At 74.4% G+C, this 24,449-nt stretch carries 1 protein-coding gene (running past both ends of the window); it reads right to left on the reverse strand.

Every position in this 24,449-nt window falls within one protein-coding gene, locus IEZ31_RS00600, for a WXG100-like domain-containing protein (RefSeq protein ID WP_190247676.1), read on the reverse strand. The gene is 52,401 nt long; 20,872 of those nucleotides lie to the left of the window and 7,080 to its right, leaving coding positions 7,081–31,529 in view (codon 2,361, complete, through codon 10,510, partial); reading right to left, the first codon wholly in view occupies positions 24,447 to 24,449. The start codon and the stop codon both lie outside this window.

Below are 24,449 nucleotides of genomic sequence, written 5' to 3' on the forward strand. Positions count from 1 at the left end.
TCGAGGCTTCCCCCGGCACCGACCGCGAACGCCTCGGAGCTGGCCGGCAACGTCGCCATGGCGGTCCGGGGCACCGAGACCACCGGCCCGCCGGGGCCCAGGTCCGGCCAGATGGCCTCGCCCCGCTCGCCCGTCCACCCGGCCAGCGCGGTGGCCCAGCGCTCGGCCTCGGCGACGGTCACGGTCCCGGTCGTCGGGTGCAGTTCGAGCGTGATCGCCCGGGCCAGCCAGGCCGGCAGGGTGGCGTACAGCTGTCGCACGGTGTCCAGACCGACGGCCGGATCGACCGTCAGCAGCAGCCGGGCCGGGTGGCGGGCGTCGGTCGCGCCGACCGTGGCCGGCACGGCGCCACCGTCCGCGGTGAGGTGCCAGCCCAGCGGGGTCTCCGACAGCGCGTACCCGGCCGGCGCGGACAGGGTGGGCAGGACCCGCTCCGCGCGCAGCACCGCGGCCGGCAGCGGCGGCAGCGGCAGGGAGCGCTTGCGGGCGATCAGCGTCCGTGCCCGGACCTCGGCCTCCGCCGGGTTCACGGACAGCCCTTGTACGAGCGCCGTGATGTCGGCGTCGGACGCCCGGTGCAGGCGCTGCGCCTCCCGCCACCACGCCACGGCGGGCATCCCGTTGAGCAGCTTGGCCAGGCCGTCGCTCGTGCTGACCTTCGTCCAGTCCGCCGGCCGGCGCAACCGTGGTCCGAGGGTCAGCGTGTCGCGTGGCTGCGGGACCCGGACGGCGCCGTTGGACGACGTGACGAAGGCACCCGGCCCCACCACCACGCCCGCGTCCAGCAACAGATCGACGCCGACGCCGTCGTACACCGACCGCAGCAGTGCGGGATCGTTCTGCAGCTCCTCGACGTCCAGGTCCGCGTGGCCCGGTTCGGCCTGGATGGCCAGCGCCACCTGGTGGTCCGGTGCCGGACCCTCGCCGTCGAGGTCCACACCGCCCGCGCGGACGGCCTGGGCCTGGAGCGCCGGTACTCCCGTGAGCGCGTACAGTCCGGCGACGACGAGGGCGTCCACGACGAACTCGCGGTGCGGCGACGCGACGACGTCCCAGCGCCGCAGCTGCTCGTCCTGGTAGGTGCCGTCGGACCGGGGAGTCATCTGCCGGGACAGCTGAACCAGGCCGCCGTCGTAGTCGGAGAGCTGGCCGTCCAGCGACGTGTCCAGCGCCTCGCCGGGCGCCTGGCCGCCCTCGACCACCACCTTCGACCAGTGCTCGTGCGGCAACCAGACGCGGGTGCCGTCCGGGTCCTCCGTGCCGGCCCCGACCGGCACGGAGACCATCAGCCAGTACCCGGGCTGTGCCGGATCCGGTGGCTGGAGCTGGGCGTACACGCCGTTGCCTTGGACCGTCCGCTCACCCCGCAGCAGCCCGCCCGCGGTGACCGGCGTCGCGGCGTTGCCGTCGACGCGCACCCACACGTGCGGGTACGCGTACCGGCGCAGCGGCCGGTCGCCGACCCGGTGCAGCTCGACCGGAAAGTCGAAGCCGTTGTCCTGCTTGAACTTCTCGACAAGGGCGCGGCGCTGCCGTGCCGCGGTGAGGTCGAGCGCGTTCTGCGTCGCGACCTGGTGCCAGTTGATGACGAGCCGCTCGACGTCCTGCCAGGAGCGTTGGTGGTGCTGCTGTACCTCCATCACCATGTTGGCGTTGCCGTTGGTCTCCTGGCCCTTGACCGCGGCCTGTCTGCGGTCGATGCCGTGCCGGTGCCCGGTCACGGCGGCCACGCCCAACTCGACCAGTTCGGTGTGTCCCTGCGCCACCAGCCAGAAGAGGTTGGTGGCCGCCCGCACCGGACCCTTGTCCATCCCGGACTTCGGCGCGTAGGTGGCGTAGGCCCTGGACCTGGGCCTCCAGTGCACGACGTAATCGCCGTAGTGGGCGTCGGACCCGCGCTGCTGGAACGGTGAGATCAGCGCCGCGTAGCCCGGCAGCACGTCCGGATGCTCCGGCACGTACGTCAGCCCCGTCGCGCCGGCCTGTCCCTTCGGGGTGAGGGCCGACGGGTAGCCGAGCTGCCACTCGGCCTTGCCCCGGTGCCGTTGAAGGTAGTTCTCGCCAGGGGCGCCCGCCAACTGCCATCGGTTGATGAAGCTGGCCCGCGGCAGCATCGCGGCGAGCTGCCACCCCGTGAGCCGTACCTCGTCCGGTTCCCGGGGGTGCTCCGGCGGCAGGACGTCGCGGACGCGGATCACCTGGCTGCCGTCGCGGACCAGCACCTCGTCCAGCCGGAACCGAATCGGCTCGTCGAACTGGAAGTTGCTGACGAGCAGCGTCGAGTTGCGCAGGTAGTGGACCGTGTCGTCGACGATCTCCTCGATCCGGTCGTCGTCGAGCTCGGAGAGTGCGGGCGACATCCCTTCGACCTGCCGGAGCGCGGCCTCGTGTGCCTTGGCGTAGTCGTCCACCCCCTGCCAGAACGCGTACGTCATCGCCCACAGCTGATCGGGCGTCAGGCTCGCCGGGTCGGGCACGCCGGAGCCGAACGCACCCAGCCAGTGCAGCGCCCGGCGGGCCCGCGTGAGCTGTCCCTGGGCAGCATCCTGGAGCGAACGCCGACCTGCGACGGTCACGCTCGGCCGCGTGGGCAGACGGAACCACGTGGCGACGGTGGCGCCGTCGTCGAGCCGTGTCACCGCGGTCCCGACGGCAAGTTCGGCCAGGGCCTCGATCATGTCCTGCAGTGCCCGCCGCGCGGCCATCGGCCCGCGGGTCGACAGGATCCCCAGCACCTCCACCTCGAAGGCGCCCGGGACCGGCGCCGGGTCCTTGGCCGGCTGCTGCGCACCGATCCGCGCCCGACGATGACCGACGTACCGCACGACCGCGTACGCCATCGCGATGCCGGCGGCGGTCACGACCGCGACCGGTACGTAGATCTGGAGGGGCACCGACTTGCTGGGCTCCGGCGACTGTTGCATCGCGCTCCAGATCGCGTTCGCCCACTGCGACGGGTCGGGATACGCACCGATGAACTGCCAGCCGGCGATGCCGCGCAGCGCGGGAAGGCTCCGACGCAGTTCCGCGACGTCGCGGTCCGCCGAGTGGGTGGTGACCGGCCGGAGACTGGCGCTCTCGATGCTGGTGGAGCCGACGGTGATCAGCGTCTTCTCCGGGTCGGTGATGCTGGCGTTGAACGGAAGAAGGCCCACGTCCCAGATGACGTGCACGAAGTCGACGTCCGCGCTGACCTGCTCCAGCTCATCCGTCACCGCCGGCAGCTCGATGCGCGGCCGGTGCGTCACGCTGATGGTGAAGTTCGGGCCGAAGGAACCGCGAAGCGCGGGCATCAGCTGCCGGTACCGGAGGGCGGGCGGACGCGCGGCGCCGTTGCGGAAGACGTCGAGGCCGCCGAAGGCGCGTTGCCGCAGGAAGCCTTCGAGGAGCTGGTACAGGGCGGGAAAGATCTCCTCCGCCAACCGCTCGTCGATCGGCGCGTACAAGTAGGCCGCGCCCGGAGCGGTGAGCGGACCGGACGTCATCCCGCCCAGCATGGCGCGGACGTTGAGCCGCCCGCTGAGCGCGGCAAGATCCGTCCACAGTTGGTCGAGCTCGGACGAGTCAACCGGGCTGTCACCCAACCAGAGGCTGGGGCTGAGGAACTGCGGCTGGTCGGCGCGGAGCGCGGTCTCGTTCACCTCGAACCGCAGCGGCCCCACGAGCAGGTCGGTGACCTTCGTCTGAGCCGGGAGGACGCTCGGCGACACGTAGCTGTGGGTGCCGTTGCGGAGCCAGGGGTGCACCCAGGAGTCGGTGGCGTTGCGGCGGGCCTCGTAGTACATGACCAGCCGGTCCCACGACGGCGTGTCGCCCGTGCCCGTGTCCCGTGCGCCCAACGCCCGCCGGTGCGCCCCGACCGGCAGCGGCGCGCCGCTGGTGGCGGAGAGCGCCGCCAGGCCCAGTGACGCGATGCCGAACAGCCGGGTGCGCCAGCCGACCGTCCGTCGCCGGCCGTTGCCGGACGCGCGGCCCGGTCCCGGCACGCTGGCGGGACCGGGTGTCGGGCCGAGGGCCACCCGGGCGAGCCACGAGACGCCGCTGACGACGTTGCTCCACATGAGCGCCGCCGACGACGCGACCTGGGGCGTGGGCGGCGGCGCGCTCGTTGCCTGCCCGGTGACGAAGTCCGCGAGGACGCCGTCGACCGGGCGCTGCCCGCCGGAGCCGGGCCAGCGCCAGACAGCCGCCGAGACCTTCACCCGGCCGAGGGCGGTCACCGGCAGCAGCGCGTCGCCGCGCCGGTCCAGCAGCGCCGCTCCGGCGGGAACGGTGACCCGCCAGGCGTACTGGCCGGGCTTCAGGCCCGCCGGCACGCCCCGGGTGACCCGCACGTACGCCGATCCGGGTGCGGAGAGCACGCCGTGGCGCAGCACGTCCGACCAGCTCGCGGCCCGTACCGGCGCGACCACGTACCGGTGTTGCAGCGGTTTGGTGTTCACCACGTTGAACCGCCGGTGGTCCGGCTGTCCACGATGGATGGTGGCCCCGGCATCGGTCGCGTGGGCCGGGGCCGGGGAGAGGCGCGGCAGCCATCGGGCCGCGGCGTCGGGCGTCGCACCCGCCGGGAAGACCGACCCGCCCGCGACGGGTTCCTCGCCGGGCCGCCCGGCGTAGACGAGGAACGGCGTGGGCTCGGCGAGCCGCGGCGTAAGGCCGACCAGACTGAGCGGCGCACTGACCACCTGGCCGTTGTGGGCGTCGACCCAGACCAGTGACGGGGACGCCGAGACCTCCTCCAGCGTGCGGCTGCGCAGGTCCGTCGGGAAGCTTCCCAGCGCCGCCTCGCACACCAGGAGGCGCAGCCGGCCGGTCACGCCGTACGCCTGAAGCACCTGATGCAGCGCCTGGGCGCTCGCCAACCCCGGCCCGACGCCGACCCGCCCGCCCCGGCCGTGCGCGTGCACCGCCACCACGCCGGGCTCCGGTCGGTACCGGGTGACCGCGAGCCGCTGGGTCAGGCTGCGCGACTCGGCCTCGGTCCGCAGCCAGACCGCGTAGACCCCGTGCTCATCGGCGAAGACCTCGGTCATGAGCGCGAGGTCGTTGGCCGACCAGTGGGCGGCCTCGGGGCCGGGAACGGTGGGGTGCGGTGGTCCGGCGCGGTGCCGCAGCGACACCAGCGCCGCGTCCGCGTGGCCGTCGGTGCCGACCGGGTGCCGCAGGACCTGGTCGACCACGAGGTCGGAGGCGGCCGCACCGGGCGGGAACTCGACAATGACCGCGTTCGCCGGGACCTCCGGCAACACCGGCACGGCGCCGTCGCCGGGCGGCAGGCTCGTGCCGAGCCCGGCCAGCCAGGCGGTCACCTGGTCCCGGGCCGGGACCCCGTCCTGGGGGACGAAGACGGCGTACCGCGGGCCGCCCTCGGCCGCAGTGCCGTCCGCCACGGGTACCGGCTGAGACTGCTGGAAGAGTGGCGCGTAGTGGCCGCGTTGCTGCCGTCCGATCCGGGTCTCGTCGTAGTGGATGAGCAGGATCGGGCCGCGGTCCTGGCCGAGGGCGGGGTCCTGCCCGTAGCCGCCGGCCACGCCGGGCGTGCTGCGCACCACCGCGAACCGCACACCGAAGTGCTGGCCGACGAGGCCGAGGAAGAAGTCGTCGTTCGCGTCCTGGGGCCGGCTCCGGTCGAGGTCGTGCAGCACCCGGTTGGTGGGAAATCGCCGTCGCAGGTGGGTGACCAGGTCGGCGGTGCTGCGCAGCGAGTAGCCGGGTTGGCCCTGCAGCAGCTGATGCATGGTGTCGAGCAGGCACCTGGCCGCCCCGAGTCCGCTGGACCTGCCGAGCGTCAGCCAACTGGGCAGCCGCGGTACCGCCAGGCCCGGCTCGACCAACCGCAGACCTTCGCCCTCGTCCCACTCCCACAGGGCGTCGGCCGCGCGCTGCTGCTCCTGCTCCTGCCGGCTGGCCAGCGTGCCCACGTCGCTCGGCCGCGCCAGGCCCTGCGGCGACGGCCCGCTCATCCGGGCCACGCCGCCCCTCCTCGGCCGCGGCACGGGTGCGGCGTGGCCTCGCCCGAGGCTCGCCAGCGTCATTTCGCCGAGCAGGTACTCGACATCACGGTGCAGGTCGCTCGCGAGATCCAGATCGGCCGCGGGATCCCGGGCGTCGGCCGGGTCGAGGGCGGCCCGCACCGATTCCAAGCGCGTGGTCAGGCTGCGCACCAGCTCGTCCATCCGGCGGTCGAACGCGCGTGCCCGGCCCGGGCCGAGGGCGCCGACCAGGTTCTCGTACCGTTGTCGCTGCCAGGTCAGGGTCGCCTCGAAGTCGGCGACGAGCTGCACGACCTGTTGCTGGGTGAGCGTGGCAGGTTCGGCACCGTCCGCGCGCAGCAACTGGGTGTACGTCTGCACCTGCTCGGTCGCCGCCGGCGCGACGGCCAGGTAGTGGGTTCCGGTGTAGAAGACGTACCCGACCGGTGCGCTGCCGTCGGGACCGACGTGGGTGGGGGCGTCCACGCCGAGCAGGGTCACCGGCAACCGCCACAGCCGGGCGGCGACGGCCGGGATGTAGTCGCCGGTGCCGGACTGCCAGTGCCCCAGCTGCCTGATCCGGGCGACGTGCCGGTCCTGGATCTCGCGCCGCGCCTGCGGTGTCGCGGCGTTCACGACGTCGGTGAAGAACCGCGCGAGGTCCGCGTCGGCACTGTGCGGGTCGAGGTTGTACGCGTCGAACGCCGCCTGTACCGCGTCGGCGACGTTGTCGCGCGCGGCCTGCAGGTCCGCGTCGGTCGGCCGGTCGAAGCTCGTGATCCCGGCGAGCGGGAGCCGCGCGCCGAAGCCCAGGAACATCGTCCGGAAGAAGCAGTCGCCGTCGGCGCGCACATCGCGGGTTCGCTGCTCGAACTGCCGCCGGACGCGCCGGTAGCGGGTGACCTCCGCCTCGCGCGCTTCCTGGTGGGCCAGCAGCCGTTCGTCGCGCTGCCGTTCGAAGCCGGCCACCCGCGCGGCCACCTCCGGGTCGAGCGTGGGCAGTCCCGTCTGGTCGGCGCTCGGTGCCGAGGCCGGTTCGAGCGCTCCGAGCGGTCCCGATCCAGCGGTCGTCGACGTCGGTGCGGCGCCGACGGGGCCGCTGGTCGACCGGTACCGTGAGGCCCGGCTCCCGGTGCCCGGGGGGCTGCCGGTCCGCCGGGGCCCGCTCGTCGCGACCACCGGGACGAGGCGGCCGGCCGACGTCGCCGAGTCGGGCACGGTCACCGCGGCCGCCAGGATGCCCACCGCGTCACCCGGGCCGAGCGCGCGCCCGTCGCGGGTCGACACGAACGCCGAGACGTCGCGGGCGAGCCCGTTCGGAAACTCGACGATCACCGCGCCGTCGGGCAGGCTGTCGGGGTCGGGCGGTGTGCTCGTCACGCCGACGATGCCGGCACCGTGCCGGCCGAGCCAGTCGCGGACCTGCTGCACCGGGTCGGAGCCCGGTGGGGCATGGACGACCGCGTATGCCGGTCCGGGGACCCGGGGCAGCGCATCCGTCAGGTCGTCCAGCCCGGCCAGCGCCTCGGTGTCCACGGTGGCCTGGTTGAGGTGCAGGTACGCCGCGCCGATCAGCCCGTCCGGCACGTGTACCGGCAGGCCCAGCCGCGCCCGGAGGTCCGCCACCAGGCCCGTCATCGCGGCGGCCGCCCGGTTGCGCAGCGCGCGCAGCCCGACCGGCGCGGCCCCGGTCGACGGCGGGTAGGCGGCGACCGGCCGGCTCGCGCCCGGCGCGAACCGGATCAGCGGCACCCGGTCGGACTGGTGGGTCGCGGCCAGCACCTCCAGCGCCTCGGCGCCGAGGCCGTCCGCGGGCACGTAGGTCGCCGGGCCGTACGTGATCCCGGCCTGCGCCAGGTGACCCATGACCTCGGCGTACCGGGTGCCGGTGAGCCGCCGGCCGGTGGCCGCGTCGCGTAGGTCGAACAGGGCCGGCTCGGGCGGCGTCGGGACCGCCTCGCCGGTGTGCTCGACGTCGTAGCGAACGCCGTCGACGACCTCGATCGCGTGCGGGTCGGCGGCCAGCCCGCGCAGCGCCCGGACGAACTCCTCGGCCGTGCTCGACGGGGCGGGCGGCAGCGGGCGGCGGTGCCGGTCCGCCCACGCACCGCCGGGCGGCAGCGGCGCCGGTCCGGTGGTGGTGGGTGCCGTCGTCGGCGCCGGCATGACCTCGATCACGACGCCGAACCGGTCGGCGGCCTCGGCGAGCACGGCCTGCTCGTGGGCGCCGATGCCGTAGTACAGCTCGACGGCTTCGGGGCGCAGCGGCGCGTCGGCGTCCGGCGGGGCCGGCACGCCGGCGTCCAAGAACGAGGGCGCCTCCGGGCGCGATCGGAGCTCCCACTCGTCGGGCAGGCGCCCGGGCTGCCGGCTCGCCTCGATCGCCGCGGTCACCGGCGGCGGCTCGGCGGTGGCGCGGCGCGACGGTACGCGCGACGGCGTCGCGCTGTCCGGCGGGGTCGGACGGAACCGCACCGAATCGCGGCGTCCCGACGAGGATGGTCGTGATCCGGTCGGGCTGCCGTGCCGGCCGTTCGCCGGGGCGGCGGGGATCGGCGGCGCCGGTTCGGTGGCCTCGGGCGGCGCGGCCGACTCGATCGCCGGCTGGTCGGACGGGGCGTCGAGCTGGGGCAGGCCGGGTTCGTCCGGGCCGAGGAGGATCCGTTCGGCGTCGTCCGGGAACATGTGGAACAGGACGCGCATCGTGATGGCCTGTCCACCGGGCTGCGGCTGCCAGGTCCCGGGCATGAGCCAGTTCTGGCGCCGCTCGACGCTGCCGAGTTCGACCGTGAGGTCCGCGGCGACCAGGACCGTGAGGGGGGTGGTCGCCTCGTCGCTGCCCGGCTCGGGCGCCCGGAAGCCCTGCTTGATGTGTGACTCCATCCGGGCGTCCAGGAACGTCGAGGACGGGCCGTGCCCCATGCCGCTGCCGAAGCCCATCGACTGGGTCGAGCCGGCGGTCAACGGCGAATCGGAGATGCCGGTCTGCTCGCCGAGCCCGGGCTTGAAGTACTGACCGGCCTCCGTGGACGAGACCGCGGCGGTCGAGCGTTGCTGCTTGCGGTAGAGCCCGAGGTGCATCCCGCGCACGAACCGCACGAACGTCGGGTCGGACAGTTCGCCGCGGACCCGCAGGCCGCCGATCACATCCTGCCAGACGCCGGGCTCGAGCAGACCGGAGAACTCGTATCCGTCCTCGGAGAGGATGGTGTCGATGTTGTTGCGGATCGAGTGCGCGCCGATGAACCACGTGACGACCTCGCCGTCCGTCGCCGCGGCGTCGACCCGATCATGGTCCGCGGTCTGTTGCGCGGCGGTGGACAGCTGTTCCAGGCCGAGGACGACCTCGACGTAGTACATCTGCGGGAGCTGGAATGTCCCTCTCCGGGAGAGGTTGAGCGTGAGGCCGGGCGGGACGACCAGTTCCCGGGCCGTGCGCCAGGTGAGGAACCCGTCGACCGTGAGCTGCTCGACCATCGGCCGTGGGGCACGTACCGGCGTGGTGACGGAGTCGAGCGCGCGGACGTAGGCATTGTTGACGTGGCGCCGGCGCATCGGGATGCGCTCGACCCGGACGGACATCCGCAGGTCGATGCGGAACTCCGCGTTGCCGCTCCAGTTCTGGACCGTCATCGTCTTGGTCACCGTGTCGACGACCTGGGTCAGGTTCTGGCCGCCCCGGTTCGATCCGGCTTCCAGCACGCCGGTGGTCGCGCGGGGCTGGGGGCCGCCACCGACGCCCACGGACCCGCCCCTCGCATTGATCCAGGCTTGGAGCGCGGAGCTGCTGTACGTGATGTTGTTGTACGCCTGGTTCTCGATGCCGCCCCTGTCGAGCGCGCCGAGCGGGGTGAACCCCAGGATCTCGGACAGCTTGATGGTGATCTTGATGATCTCCGCGCCGGCCAGGTACCGGGTGTTGACGAAGCGGAACTCGAGACCACCGGCGGCCAGGCTGTCCACCAGCGCGCGGACGCCGGCGGTCGTCGTCGTGTCGGCCACGGACCGGATGAGGTTGAGCTGCTTCGCGACCCGTCGTACACCGGCGAGCTCGGGGGCGACGTCCGACAGCGCCGCCTTCACCACGTCGATCAGCAGCGTCTCCAGCTCGAACCGCTCGACCGTGCCGAACCCGAAGGCCCGGTGCGTCAGCACGTAGTCGGGCAGCCGCCACTCGCTCATGGGGGTCGGACGGTTCCTGGGCAGTACCGAGAGCAGACCGTGCCGCCGGACCTGCTCCTCGGCGAAGCCGCGCACGTCGAGCTGGAGCTCGGCCGGCTCAGCGGTGATCTCCTCGACGGGCGTGGCCCCGCGCGGGTGCCCACCGTCCACATCGGCCGGCGCGGCCCTGGCCAGGTCGGCCGGGGTCGGCCGGGGAAGTCGGCGCCGGAGCAACAGGTCCGCGAAGGCCTGGGGCAGGTCGACGGCGCCCTGCAGGTACGCCGTGGTGAGCAGGTCGGCCAGGCCGGCCGGCATCGTCCAGGCGGGACCGCCGCCCAGCACACCCGCGAGTGCGCCGAGGACGTCGGGTGCGGCGAAGGCGGGCGGGAGGGAACCGCTCACTACCTGCGAGTGCACCGCGGCCGCGGTCTGCGCGTCGATCGGCACGCCGTCACCGAGGCCGAGATCCCGGCCCCGCGACATCAGCCGCGCCGCCACCGGCGTCGTCAGGGTGAGCCGACCGGCCTCGTACTCGGCGATCGCGGCCCGATGCTGTGCCGCGTGCAGATCGAACTCACGCCGGCCGTAGGCCAGCACGAGCGCCTGCACGACGTCGTCGGCGAGCCGGACCTCGGGGGCGGCGAGGCCCAGACCCGCCACGTGGCCGGCGAACAGCGTCGCGACGGTGTCCGGGTCCAGCAGGCGCTCGCCGTCGTTCATCGGCGTGTTGCCGGCGAGGTGGTCGCGCAGCGTCGCGTTGATCTCATGGGCCGTCACCGTGGTGAGATCGCCCGCGGCGACGGCGGCGGTGACCTCGGCCGACCGCAGCCGTGCCGCCTCGGGGGTGAGGTGCCGGTCCTCGGCCGCCGCGACCGTGGCCAGGGAGAGCCGCAGGCCATCGCGGGCCGTGGCGTGGAACTGGAGGATCCGGTCGACCGTCTCGTCGGAGAGCTGACGGCGATCGGGCGGGCGCATCATCTCCCGCCAGAGCGCGTCGTCGACGACGTCGTCGGGCATGTCGAGGTGGTCGAAGGCGTAGAGACGCAGCGCATCGGGCTCCCGCAGCCAGAACCAGTACCCGTCGGCCGACGAGATCTGTTGCACCGTGACCGGCCGCTGTCCCTGGTAGATCCAGATGCGGGTGGCGGCCAGGGCCCTGGCCCAGAAGTGCGCGTCCGCGCTGAACCAGTAGCCGATGTCGAAGTAGAGCGAGATCCGCTCGAGCGCGGAGGCCGTGGTCCGCCCGGTCGACGATCCCTGCCTCGTGCCCGTGACCTTCGAGATGGCGGCGCTGGGCTTGACGTTGTCCTCGACCGCCGCGCCCTCGAAGGACGCCTCGAAGCCGACGCCCTGCTCGTTCGTGAACGCCTTGCCCGCGCGCCGGCCGGCCCGGTTCATACCGAAGCTGATGCCACCGCCGACGAACTCGCGGCCGCTGCGCGCGCGGAACCGGGGCCGGCCGAGGCCGAGCCTCAGCCCGAGGGTCGCGACCGCGTCCAGGAAGATGCCCGCGTCGAAGATGTCGAGCTCGTAGAACTCACGCATCTGCTCGGCGTGCGAGCGGACGTTCTCGAGGTGGACGAACGCCTGCAGCATGTTCCAGGCCGCGGTCGAGCGCCGGGTCAGCCGGCCGGGCAGCATCTCGCGGAAGACCAGGTCCAGGCTCTGCACGTCGATGGTGTCGGTCATCACGAAGCCGACCTGGGAGAACACGTCCGGGTCGCCGGCGACCGCCGGCTCAGCCGCCCCCTGGGGAAGTGACTGCGGGTGGTCGGTCGTGGTGTGCGTCGGGAACCAGATCGAGACCGCGCGATCGCCGAGCACGTACTGCGCCGTCGGGGTGTCGGCGCCGCGCGGGAACACGTCGACCGCCAACGTGACCGCGAAGACGAAGTTGTCGGCCGGGTCGTGCGTCTCCAGGAGGCCCACGTTGTTGGTGGTCGTGCCACCGGACACCGAGTTGGTCGTGGACCAGGTCCACTTGCCGGTCCAGCCGGGAAGGGTGAAGTTGAGCGCCCGCCCGAGGAAGAGGAACTTCAGGATGAGGCCCAGGCTCAGGCTCACCTGCCGGGAGGTGGCGAGTTCGCGGCCGCGGTCGGACGAGTCGGAGGAGATCGGCAGGTACACCAGGTTGAACCCGGTCGAGCCCCACCGGTAGCGCCACCGGTCGCGGTCGAGCGCGACGCGCACCACCAGCTCGATCTCCTCCCCCGTCGGGCTGGTCAGCACGATCGGCACACCGTGCTGCATGGCCGGTTCGAACTGGGCGATCAGCCCGACCCTGGACAACGTCGACTGGAGCTTGAAGAGATTGTCGAAGCGGCGGGCCTGGTCGCGCCGATCCACGTCGGTCGACGGCCGGACGAACCGCCCGTCCGGATGCCGGCGCGGGAGGAATCCCCGCGTTTCGAGGTCCGCCCGTACCATCTCGAGCAGTTCGTCAGCGCCGGAAATGTCGTCGACGTTGGTGAAACCACCGAGTCCCTTGCCGGAAGTGACCAGCACCGGCGGGTAGCGCCGGGACCACAGCGGCGCGTGGGCCGGCGCGTCCAGCGCCTCGACGTCCTCCCAGTCGAGCACCGACGACCCCGACGCGTTCGGCGGGGCGGTCGCGTCCACGGCATCGGTCGGCGGTGCCGCCAGGGCCGACTGCCGCTGGTGGTACTCGAGGAAGATCGCCGCGCGTTCGGAGTTCACGCGCTCTGCCCGCAACCGTGCGGACGCCGTGACGGGATAGCCGAGCCGGACCGCGTCGAGCTCGCGCACCCGTAGCTGCGCGCCGCCCGGGATGGGCGTGGTGTGGCGGCGGATCCAGCCCTCTCCCGTGAACGGCTGGAACTCCAGCGTGCTCGTGTAGCTGACCTGGTAACCGGCCGAGAAGTTGGCCCACCGCCCGACCTTCACGCCCAGCCCGATGCCCCCGGCGGCGTAGGAGAACGTGTCGTCGCGCTGCAGTTGCCCGCCGACCCGCGCGCCCACGCCGATGTCGAACCCGAGCCCGGCCAGCGCCTCGAGAGCCGGCGCGAACAGGCCGCCGCCGAACACGAGGCCGGCCTTGATGCTGTTCGTCCGCGAGGACGACGCCGACGCCTGGGCCGAGTCGACGAACACCTCTTCGAGCAGGCCCTTGTTGCTCGATGTCCCCCGCGGCCGCAGCCCGGTGATGGTCGTGTGCTGGCGCAGGATGCCGAGGACCGTGCCGGTCTCGTCGATGACCGGGGTCCAGAAGCCGTGCGGTCGCACGGCGTGTGCCAGCCCCGCGGCCTGCGCGGCGCCGGTGAAGGCGCGCAGGATGGCCCGGACCGGGCTGCCCAGCTTGGCACGCTCGGCGCCGACGAGATCGACCGCCGCGGCGAACAGCTCCTCACTGCCGAAAGCACGCTCGACCGAGATGTTGTGGGGCAGGTCGTACTTCGGCCGCGTCGACGTGTCGTGCTGCGGCGACGCCTCCGCGTAGTAGAGCGGCGTCCACAGCGACAGCCCGTTCGGGATCGGCGTCGCGGGCAGGGGCAGCGTCTGGATCGAACCGTCGTTCCCGGTGCGGATCACCTCCGTCCGCCACACCACGTCCCAGTCGACCAGGACCGAGCGGCCGCGGTTGTCCGTCACCTGGCTCGTGAACGCGGTCGAGTCGGACGTCTGACCCATCGCCGGCTTGTTGGCGCTCAGCACGACGCTGGGCACCACGGACACGCCCGGTAGCACGGCGAACGGCAGGGCGATCGGGATCGGCCCGCCGAGGCCGATCTCCATCGAGGACTGCGTGTTGCGTGAGGCCGGGTGCCAGGTCCCGTCATGCGTCCCGCTGATCACCTGCTGCCCGTGCCGGCCCGAGCCCCGGTGCGGTCGGGGGTTGCTCACCACCAGCGAGAGTCGCACCTCGACCGCGCTCGGACCCTCGCCGAGATCCAGCACGAGCGACGTCGGCGGCAGCGACGGTTCGTTGGCCAGCCGGGAGTACCCGATCATCAGGCGGGTCTCGAACTCGACCTCCGACGGCACGAGCTCGGCAGGCAGCACGGCGAGCAGCTGCCGGCGGATCTCCGGCGCGCCCTGCAGGAGCTCCGGGATGCCGAACGGGACGAATCGTTCGGGCTCGGTGTCGGTGAGCCATCCGACGATCTGGTCGAGGTCGCGCCCGCCGGTCTCCTCCGGCAGGACCAGCATCACCTCGGTGACCGTGGTGACCACGTCCCGCAACGCCTTGCCGGCGATGCGAACCGCGTCCTCCGCGGTCCACTGCGTGCCCTCCAGGGCGAGCAACGGCATGGCGATCGACGTGACCGGGGCGCCGGCCGCGGCGAGAATGTCCGGCTCTCCCTGTGCGATCGCGGCGAACACGCCCACGTACGCGTCGTAGAGCGCGTCCTGCCGGCGCCGGACCGGCGTGGGTACCTGGACGACGAGACCGGTGCCGCTGTGGTCGAGTCCCCGCTCGGCGAAGAGCGCGGCGCCGCCCGGGGCCTCCCAGGTCGGGTAGGGCACGGCCTCGACGACCGCGTTGACGTTCTGCCGCCGCACGTCGCCCCGGACCAGTGTGACCGTGAACGGCGACAGCGATCCGGGCAACCGCAGCGGTGGCGGCATCGCCTCGCGGGGGCGGGACGTGGTGCGTGCCTGACCGTGGGGGCGCCGCCGCGGCGGTCCGGCGCTGGGCTGCCCGGTCGACGTCGGCGGCGCGACCGCGACGAGGTCGGCCGCGGCCAGGATCGTCGGCTTGCCGTCCAGCGTGAGACCGACGACCCGGGGATTCGACGCATGGTTCCCGGTCCGCAGGTCCGGCACGGCCGACCGGCGCGTGACCACCTGCGCTCCGGCCCGGTCCGAGGCGTCGAGCAGCGCCGTGACGCCGAGCGGCGACGCCGGCCCGGGACCGCTCGACGGTGCGAGCGGGAAGAGCCGCAGGCGCGACCGGGCCCGCGCCGACAGGCCGGCGACGACGTCGACCTGCGCGCCGTCGAGGTCGCCGATGTAGACGTTGACCGCGTCCGCGGGGGCCGGGACCGGCGGCGGTTCTACTGTGCCGGCCGTGCCGCCGTCCACGTCCAGCACGATGCCGGAGCGCACGGTGGTCAGCACGAACCCCGGCGGCGCAGTGGGGTACGCCTCGTCGGGCCGGCCGGACACGTGTCGCCGGTGCACGCCGCTGGCGTACCGGCCGAGCACCCGGAACTCGCCCACCGGGGCGATCAGTTCGAGCTGCTCGCGCTCCGCGAGGTGCTGGGCGAGCGACAACTGGCCGCCGTCGCCGGCGCCCGCCCGGTGCAGCCACACCCGCCCGCGCCGGGCGCCGAGCAGCACCGACAGCGGCTCGAACGCCTGCAGCAACAGGTCGTCGGTCACGTCGGGCGTCGTCACCACGCGGATCAGGTCTTCGCCGGCGGAGGCGACCTGGTCCACCACACTGCGCGCGTACCGCAGCGCGCGCGACGTGTCCGCCGTGGACGCCCTGGCGGAGGTCCCGTCGGCCCGGCGGATCAGCACGGCGTTGTCGACGACCTCGGCCACGAGGTTGCCCGGCAGGTAGTACACGCCGGTCTCGGGATCCAGCCGCGCCCGCGCGCTCGGACGGGCCCCTGCCCAGAGGTACTCGCCGGTGGGCGGCGCGACGCCGACCGGGGCGGCCCGCATCGGCAGCGCCGCGACGCCCGCCGCCGGCAGCTCCACCGTGAGCGCCGAGACGAGGTCGGAGCCGAGCACAGTCGACGAGTGCTCACCCAGGAACACGATCCAGTTGCCGAGCCGGAGCCGGCCCGGCTCGCGCCGATCCAGGGCGGTGGCACCGCCGGTACGGGCGGCGACGATCCGCGGCGCGCGGGGGTCGCCCGGGAACTGCACGGCATCGTCCGCGGTCGCGACGACCCGGATCGGCCGGCCCTCCAGCCGGCTCAGCTCGGCCGCCAGCCGGGCCGCGTATGCGCTGCCGGTTGCGGTGGGGTCGGTCGGGTCGGGCGGGCGCCCCTGCCCCGCGCCGCCCACGACCAGGACGACCACCTCCTGCCCGGCCCACGTCGGTGACCCGACGATGCGTTCGGCCGCCCGCTGGACGTCGAGCAGGTCCTCGCCCAGTCGCAGCGCGTCGAGGGTCTGGTCGTAGTGACCGGCCACCGTGTACGCGCCCGAGAACTCGGGGAGCGCCTCGGCTGCCGCGAACGCCTCGACGGAACCCTCCGGGCCCGGCAGGTACGCCCCGGACCGCAGCGGCACGCCGTGGGGGGTGAGCGACTCGTGCCGCTCGCGGACGAAGCTGTCCGCCTTCGCCAACGCCGTCTGCGGATCCACGAGCAGCTCGGCCGCCCCGTCGAGCCGGAAGGCCAGCTCCATCTTGCCGCCCGCGACCGGCTTCGCCAGCACGCCGAGGGCGGCGAGATCGAGCTCACCGCGGACCCGGTGCGCGTCCACGGTGAGGTGGACGACCAGGCCCGAGCCCACCAGCAGGTACGGCAGTTCGCGGTCGGTGACCTGACCGACGCGGGACCGCGTGGTCGCCGAGTGGCGCGTGGTGCGGCGGTGCTCGACGCCGAGCGCGGCGTTCGTGCGCAGGACCGACGTGGTGAGCGGATGACCGTCGGCCGCCGGACCGTCTCCGAGGAGGTCGCCGAGCAGGCCGAACGCCGCGGCCGAACTGAGCTCCAGCCCGTCTGCGTGCCCGCTGGACTGTTCGGTGGTCGAGCGCTGCTCGCCGAAGCTGTGCGCCTTGATCCGGGAGGGTACGAAGTCCCGGGCCTTCGCGTCGTAGAACGAGTAGCGGATCGCCACCTCGCCCTGCAGGTCGGTGAACGCGCCGTCGCCGGAGAGCAGCGCCGGCGGGTCGTAGCCTTCGGACCGGACGGCGCGGTGCGCGTGGCCGGACAGCGACGGACCGGACAGCACGCGTCGCAGCGCGTCGATCGGCCGGCCGCCCCAGCCGAACAGCTTGGCGACGGCCTGGCTCCGTTTGCCGTTGCTGGCCGGCTGCTCGCCGGAGAGCACGGACATGACGTTGTCGAACAGTGCCCGCGCGGCCAGCGGGTCGACCGCGGCGAGCAGCACCTTCCGGTCGGCCAGGTCCTGCGGGGTCACCTCGAAGGGCTTGCCGTCGGGCGGCGGCGGTGGCCGGTCGGCGTCGGTCAGGGCCGCGTCGACCTGGCCGATCGGGAACGGCGACGAGGAGAACTCCGCAGCCGCGCCGGCGACCGCCGCGGCGGCCTCCTGGACGCCCGGGAGTGCCGCGGACGGGATCATCACGACCTCGGTCAGGTCGGCCTCGCCCAGTCCCGGACCGGTGCCGGGCTCGGGGATGCCGCCGCCAGGCGGTTGGTGGCGGTACGGGCGCCACAGCAGCGTGCCCAGCAACCCGAGCGTCAGCGTGTTGAGCAGCGTGGACGGTTTGGTCGTCCGGACCACCTCGACGGTGATCCTGGTCGTGCCGGCGTACCGGTGCCCGAACCCCGTGAGCTCGACGAGGTCCTGCCGGCCGGCGGACTCCTCGACCGCACTGTGCTGCACATGGGACAGTCCGAGGTGGGTGGCGGTGGCGCCGCCCGATGCGAACGCGGCCGGGCCGCCGGGCTGGGGTGCGTTGACGCCGAGGCCGGCCTGGTTGCCGGCCTCGCGGCCCCGGCCGGACGCGCGCATCCGGTTGCGGATGGCGGTGCGCAGCCGGCCGACCGACATGTCCGGGACGTCGTCGACGTACCGGTAGCCGGACTGACGGGTGGCCCGGACCACGAGCTGGACGCGCTCGCTGCGGTTGGCCGCGTCGGCCGACGGGTGCAGCACGATGCCCGGCCCCAGGAGCTGCTCGGACATCGACTCGAGGGAGCCGAGCTGCAGGAGCGCGTTCAGGTCGGCCGGCAGCCGGCTGTCGGACAGTTCGTTGTGGACGCCGCCGGCGCCGTCGGAGGCGAGCACCCACTGCGACGTGAGCAGCTCGGGCGCCCGCCGGCGCAGCAGTTGCTGCGCGGCCGCCTGGACCGGGCCCAGCCCTTCGGCGGTGTGCTGGTCGGGTGCGGCGAGGAGGCGTTCGGTCACGGCCACGCCCGGCAGCCGGCCCGGCGAGATCGTGGCGGGCACCCCCGGCGGTGGGTCGGCCGGCGGCGCCGGCTCCGGCCGCAGGAGCGACAGCCCCTGGTCCACCACGACGAACCGGGTGCTGCTCCGCGGTCTGCCCCGATACACCGCGTTCTCGCCGCTGATCTCCGCGGTCAGCCGGAAGACGAGGTTCGCGCGGTGCTCGGTGTGGACCGCCTCCGGCTGGCTGAGCCAGCGACCGGCGCCGACCTCGTCCACATCGGACACCGAGACGCTGCGGGTGTTCTCCGTGACGCGGCCGTAGCCGAACCAGGCCACCTGCACGGGAGTGCCCGGCGACTGGGTCTCGCTTGCCTGGTCGACGTCGCCGATGCGGATGACCACCTTCCGGGCGGCGTGCCGGGCCGAGCCGGACTCGACCTCGCTCCGGGAGTCGAGCAGGTCCGCACGGCGCAGCGTGACCTGGCCGGCGCCCGGCGCCAGCCCGAAGGCCTGCGCCTGCACGGTGATGCGGGCCCGGGTGTCCACGAACCCGCCCGGCGTCAGCGTCTCGAACTCCAGCGCCGCCTCCGTGCCCCGCATCCACTGCCCGGCGAGCTGGTCGGGGTTGGTGAGCAGCTCGGCGGCGGCCTGGATGGAGCTCTCCGACACACCGGTACCGGCGAGCATGTCGGCCAGCTCACGGGCGAGCGCGGCGGTGCCCAGGACGTCGGTGACGATGTCCTCGCCGGTGACGCCGGCGCGCTCACCGAGCGCCTGCTGGACGTCGTTCGGCAGTACCGGCCGGGGTGCGCGCCGGGGCGGGGTCGGTGCGGGCGGGCCGTACCGCGGCGCCGGCGCACGCACGGCCGGCGCGGGCGTGATCTGCACCGCCGGCACCGAACGGGCGGCGCCGATGGAGCGGATCTCGGCCGTCGAGACCGGTACCGTGGGCGCGAGCGACTCCGGCATCACGAACCGCACGCGGCCGTCCCGGACAACGTCCCGCATGCGTCTGGTCCCCGGGCTCGGCCGGGTCTCGTCGGCCGGCACGGCGGCCCGGAACTGGTTGCGCAGGCTGTTCAGCAGCGCCGCCAGCAGCCCGCCCGACGTCGTGCGCGGCGTGAACGTGACCTCCACCTCGACGACGTAGTCCAGGTCGTAGTCGAACGTGGAGAGCGGCCCCTCGTAGGTGCCGCCGCGGCGCCCGGTGCCCTGGAGACCGACCCGGCCGGTCCGCGACCGGGTCCACAGCCGGCTGCGCAGGCCGCCCAGGCCGATGCTGCGCAGCCAGCGCGTCACCCGGCCGAACGGGATCGCGGCGACGGCACCCACCGCGTAGCCGAATCCGCCGGCGAGCGTGTCGGCGCCGGCGCTGCCGGCCGAGTGTCCCGGCAGCAGCCGGAGCGTGCCCCGCTCCTGGCGGCCGATCCGGGGGTCCCCGCGCCGCACCGGGAACACCCGGACGGTGACCACCTCGTCGCCGCCCGGCACCGACCGCGTCCGGCGGTAGCGCGCCCCGGCACCCGTGAGCGCCCGATCCTCCGACGGCGCCGCCCCGGCGGCGGACCCGTCCGGGTCGGCCTCGGCGAAGAAGGCATTCTGGTTGCCGAGCAGCGCGTCGGTCGAGAAGTCGGCGGCCAGCTCGCGGCGCAGCTGATGCCGGTCGAGCGCGGTCGGTGGCGACAGCCAGGGTGCGCCGCGTCGCAGCGACTCGACCGAGTCGAGAATCTTGTCGACCAGCAGCTCCGACCCGGACATCAGGTCCGCCGTCGCCGAGCCGAGGCCGCGGCCGGTGGCGAGCCCGATGGGTTCGAACCGGCCGGTCGGCTCGCCGTCACCGTCCACCGCGGGAGACCGGGACGGTTCCGGATCGGCCAACCCGCGGACCATGGCCTCGAACCGGGCCGCCTCCGGCTCCGGAATGTGCAGGATGAGCACCCCGTCGGCGAGCACCGGCGCTCCGGAGACCGAGGCCGCGGTGGCGGCGACCTCCGCACTCAGGTCGGCCGTGACGCGGTACACGGCCACCGGGCCCTCGTACTCGGACCGGTTCCATCTTCCTGCGCCGACGGACGCCTGGGCCTCGACCTCGCCGCTCGTGCGGACGGTGAGCGCGGCATGGGCGTTGAAGCCGGCGAGGTCCCCGGCGGAGTCCGACTCGGCGCCGAACAGCGGCCCGCCCTTGACGTACGGGTTGGCCGATACCGACGTGCCGTACGCGTCGGTCGTGAGGGCCGACGCGTGCCCTCGGGAATCGGTGACGAGCGGGTGCTCCCGGGTGTCGATCCGCTGGATGCTGCGGGGCACCGCCGTGACGTGGAACGCGGCCTCCTCGCGGTGCCGCCCCGACGGGAAGACCGGCGTCGGCACGCCACCACCGAGGAGCTGGGTCCCGTTCGCCACCATGGTCCGCTCGCTGAGCGCGTCGGTCACGCTCTCCTCGAAGCGCTCGCCGGCACCCTCGAAGTTGCCGAGGACGTTGCTGGCGAGCCGGTCCAGGCCGGACACCGACTCGACGGCGGCGGACACCGACCCCAGCAGCCGGCGCAGCCGTTCCCGGGCCGCCGGACCGGTCGGGGCGGGCACCGGGATGACCTCGCCGGCGTCGGCCGACTGCCCGACGGTGTGCTCCACCGGCACGCTGAGCACCACGCCCGCGTCGCCGACCGGCTGGTTCGCCGTCAACGCCTCGGCGGGCGAGCCCGCCGGCGGCTCGATCGTGACCTGCCACTCGGCGCCGGTCAGGCGGAACCAGGACTCCTCGCCGGAGTACCCGATCGACCGGGTCGCGCTCGCGGACACCGACCGGCCCGCCTCGTGGGTACGCCTGGCCTCGGCCTCGATCGCCAGGCCGGCGCCGACGTTGCCGGGGGCCGAGCCGCCGGCGAGCGCGATCTGTACGCCGTCGATCGGCAGGACGCCGCCGGTGATGCCGGTCGAGGTCGAGGCGTGCGCGGCGCCTGTCTCGTGGGTCGCCTCGACGGCCACGCCGGGTGCGCCGCCGGTGGCGGCGGGCGGGCCCGGTTCGGCGAGCTGCGATGGCGGCAACGGATCGGCGGAGGCGGGGTCGCCGAGCCGGAGCGCGACGGTGACCCGGTAGGCGAGGCCATGCCGGTCGTGCAGCGTCAGCCGGAGCCCCCGCGCGCCGGCCAGCCGCTTGGCCGCCTCCTCGCTGCCCAGCGCCGTGAACCGTCGCACAAACCCGGCGCGCAGCTGCGCGTCGATCGCACTCTGCTCGTCGTCGCCCAGCCGGCCCCGCCCGGGCAGGCCCGCCGGTCGCGCGGCGACAGCCTCGTCGGCCAACCCGTCCGTGTCTGCGCCGTCGAGGCGGTGCCGGCCGATGCGCTCGATCCGTCCCCGCTCGCCCCAGCCGTGACCGGCACGGGCCGCCCCGCCACCAGCGGTGGACGTGAGGCCGGCGGGCAGCCGTCGCGCCGAAGCGGCGCCCGGCTGCCCGCCGGCGGCCGTGCGAAGCTCGGCGATGCGCCGTTGCCTGGCGAGACGGCCGGCCGCGGCGATGAGCATGGCCTCGGTGGCCGCGTTCTCACCCGTGACCCGGCGGCCGGCCCGGGTCGCCGCCACCTCGGCCCGCACCCGGACGGCCTGTACCCGCTGGCGCTGGAGCTCGGCCAGGCGCACCTCACGCAGGGTGCCGGCGACGGCGGTCCAGTAGCCCGCGGGGTCGGTACCCACCGGTGCCGTGAACGCGTCGACGAGCACGCTGAGGTCCCACGTGAGCGACTCCGCCTCCGCAAGCTCGGCGTCGATCTCCGCCAGCGCGGCCGCGTGCTCAGCGACCAGAGCGTCGGCGGTCCCGGCCCGATGGGCCGCTTCGGCGAGATCCTCGATCCGCATCGAGGCGGCCGCCGACCCGGGCCGGACGAGCTGGTGCCAGTTCGGGTCGTGGGCGGCGGCGGTTCGCGCCGCCTGCTCGACCTGTTCCCGCGCGGCCCGGCCGGCCTGGGCGTACCGGCGTCGCGCCTGCGGCTCGCGGAGGCGTTCGTGCAGCCGCTTGGCCTGCGCGAGCCACGCGGTGTCCTCCGTGGATGGGGTACCGCCGTCGGCGACGAGGGCCACGATCGCGGCGACCCGCCCCGGCGCGTCCTCGGCCTGGGCGGCGTCGATGCGGGCCAGCTCCCGTCGGCGGGTCTGTGTCTCGGCGAGCAGCCCCACCGCGGCCGCGATGCCGCGCAGCCGCTCGGGCTCCTCGGCCTCGGCCCGGGCACCCGCCCGCTCGACCTCGGCCCATTGGTCGGGGCTCAGTGCCGGCGGCCGGGCCGCGTCGAGCGGCTGCGCGTCGTGGCTGCCGTACCGCGCCCGCTGCGCCAACGCGCGCTGGTAGGCACGGTTCCCGGCGGTCTGGGCCGCCGTGCGGACCGGGACCAGCCGGCCGTCGAGCTCCGCCGTGCCGGTCTCCAGGGTCTCGCGGAGGACGTCGTCGTGTGCCCGCCCGGCCCGTTCCCGCGCTTCGTCGAGGACCGCGTCGCGGGCGCCCAGCGCCGCCTGGACGCGGGCCCAGAACTCCGCGGTGGCGCGGAGTTCGCCGGCGTACGCCCGGTCGCCCGCCACGCCGAGCACGAGCCGCTGCTGGGCCGCCACGAAGTTGCGCCACGCCTGCGGTCCGGCCGCCGTCGCCTGCTCGTGGTCCCGCCGGAGCTGCTCGCGGGCCCGGTCGATCTCGGGCTGTCGCCGGCGGACGGCCGCGGCCACCTCGTCGAGGAGCGCGTTGGTCGTGGTGGCGTTCTCCAGCCCGAACCGGTCCGGCGGTTGCTGGGCGAGCCCGGCGAGGACCCGCTCGAGCTCCTGCTGGGCGGCGAGCTGCGCGGGTGTCCAGCGCCGGCTGGTCCAGGCCGTGTCGGCGCCGGGTTGGTCCGAGGGGCCCGGGCGCAGCTCGTCTCCGCGAAGGTGGTGGCGGATCGGGGTGAGCACCTCGCGCAGCACGTTGAGCTCCGCCAGGTCGCCGAGCACCTGATGGGTCGGTTGGCCCTCGCCGTCCTGGTACGGCGCGGCGAGCTTCGCGTCGACGGCGGCGCGGGCCGAGGCGCCCGCGTCGTTGGCCTCCGTCGAGGTCAGCGCGACCGCCGCGGAGATGGTCCGCAGAAACTCGACCAGGTGCGCGGCCCGCGCCCGGCCGCGAGCCGGGGCCAGGACCGTTTCGGTGACGGCGTTGTACGCGCGGCGCCGCTCCCGGTGCGCCTGGGCCCGCAGGGCGTCGGTCGCCGGTGCGGGGGTCGGCGGCGGCGCCAGGAGCTCGTCGACGGTGGCGCGCTCGGCGCTCGCCCGGGCGTCGTCGATCTCTTGCGCGTGGTCGTCGAGGTATGCCCGTACGGATTCCCGGTACGCCGCGTGGTAGGCCTGGGCCGCGCTGGCCCGGGCACCCCGGTACACGCCGTCCAGCCGTACCGCCCGTGCGAGCCCGGACGCGGCGTCGCCCATCGCAAGGATCTCGCCCGGCGTCGCGTCATTGGTCAGTCCGAGCGGCAAGGCGGCGATCGCGGCCAGGTGACCCGCGACATCGTCGCCGTTGAGGTCGTCGAGCACGTCGAGCACGTCCGGCACATGCGCGTCCGGCAGCATCACGTCCGTGCCGGCAACCACGCCGAGCCCGCCGCCGGCCTGCCCGAACGCCTCGGCCAGCGCGGCGCGGGCCGCCTGGGCGGCGAGGGCGAGGGCGGCGGGCCGGGCGCGGCGCACGATCTGCTCCCGCGTCGCCTGCGCCGCCGCCTCGCCGGCCTCGCGGACCAGCTCCGCCTGCTCCGGCGTGGCGACCTGGAAGCGCGCGTCGTGCGCGGCGCGGCGCAGCTCCCCGGGATCCGTCATCGTCCGCCGGTAGGTCTCACCGGCCAGCCGGGTGGCGTCGGCGACGTCGTCGTTCTGGCGCCGTTCCCAGGCCCAGAACACCTCGCGCAACGCGAGCTGCTGCGCCGCCGACGGCCCGGCCGCGGCCAGCACCGCGTCGCGGAGGGCGAGGTACGCTGCCCGGTCCGCGTCCGACTCCTGCGCGCGGTCGTACGCGTCCAGGACGTCCTGGCGGGCCTGCGCCGCCCGTGCCTCAAGCCCGCCGCCCCGGACGAACCGCTGCTCGTACACGGCCTCCCACAGCATCGCGCGTACGGCGGCGTCGCGCTCGGCGGCGTCGCCGCCGAACGCCTCGGCGGCCTCCCGCCGGGCCTCCACCATGAGGGGCGTGTCGCCGCCCGCGGCCAGGGCGTCGATCAGCGGTTGATGGTGCGCCGAAAGCTCGTTCATCAGGGCGAGGGCCGCGACCTCGTTGGCGGAGAGCGCGTCGGGGTCGCTCAGGCCGGCCGCCGCCCTCGCCTG

It is taken from the genome of Dactylosporangium sucinum (assembly GCF_014647515.1).
Classification (GTDB): domain Bacteria; phylum Actinomycetota; class Actinomycetes; order Mycobacteriales; family Micromonosporaceae; genus Dactylosporangium; species Dactylosporangium sucinum.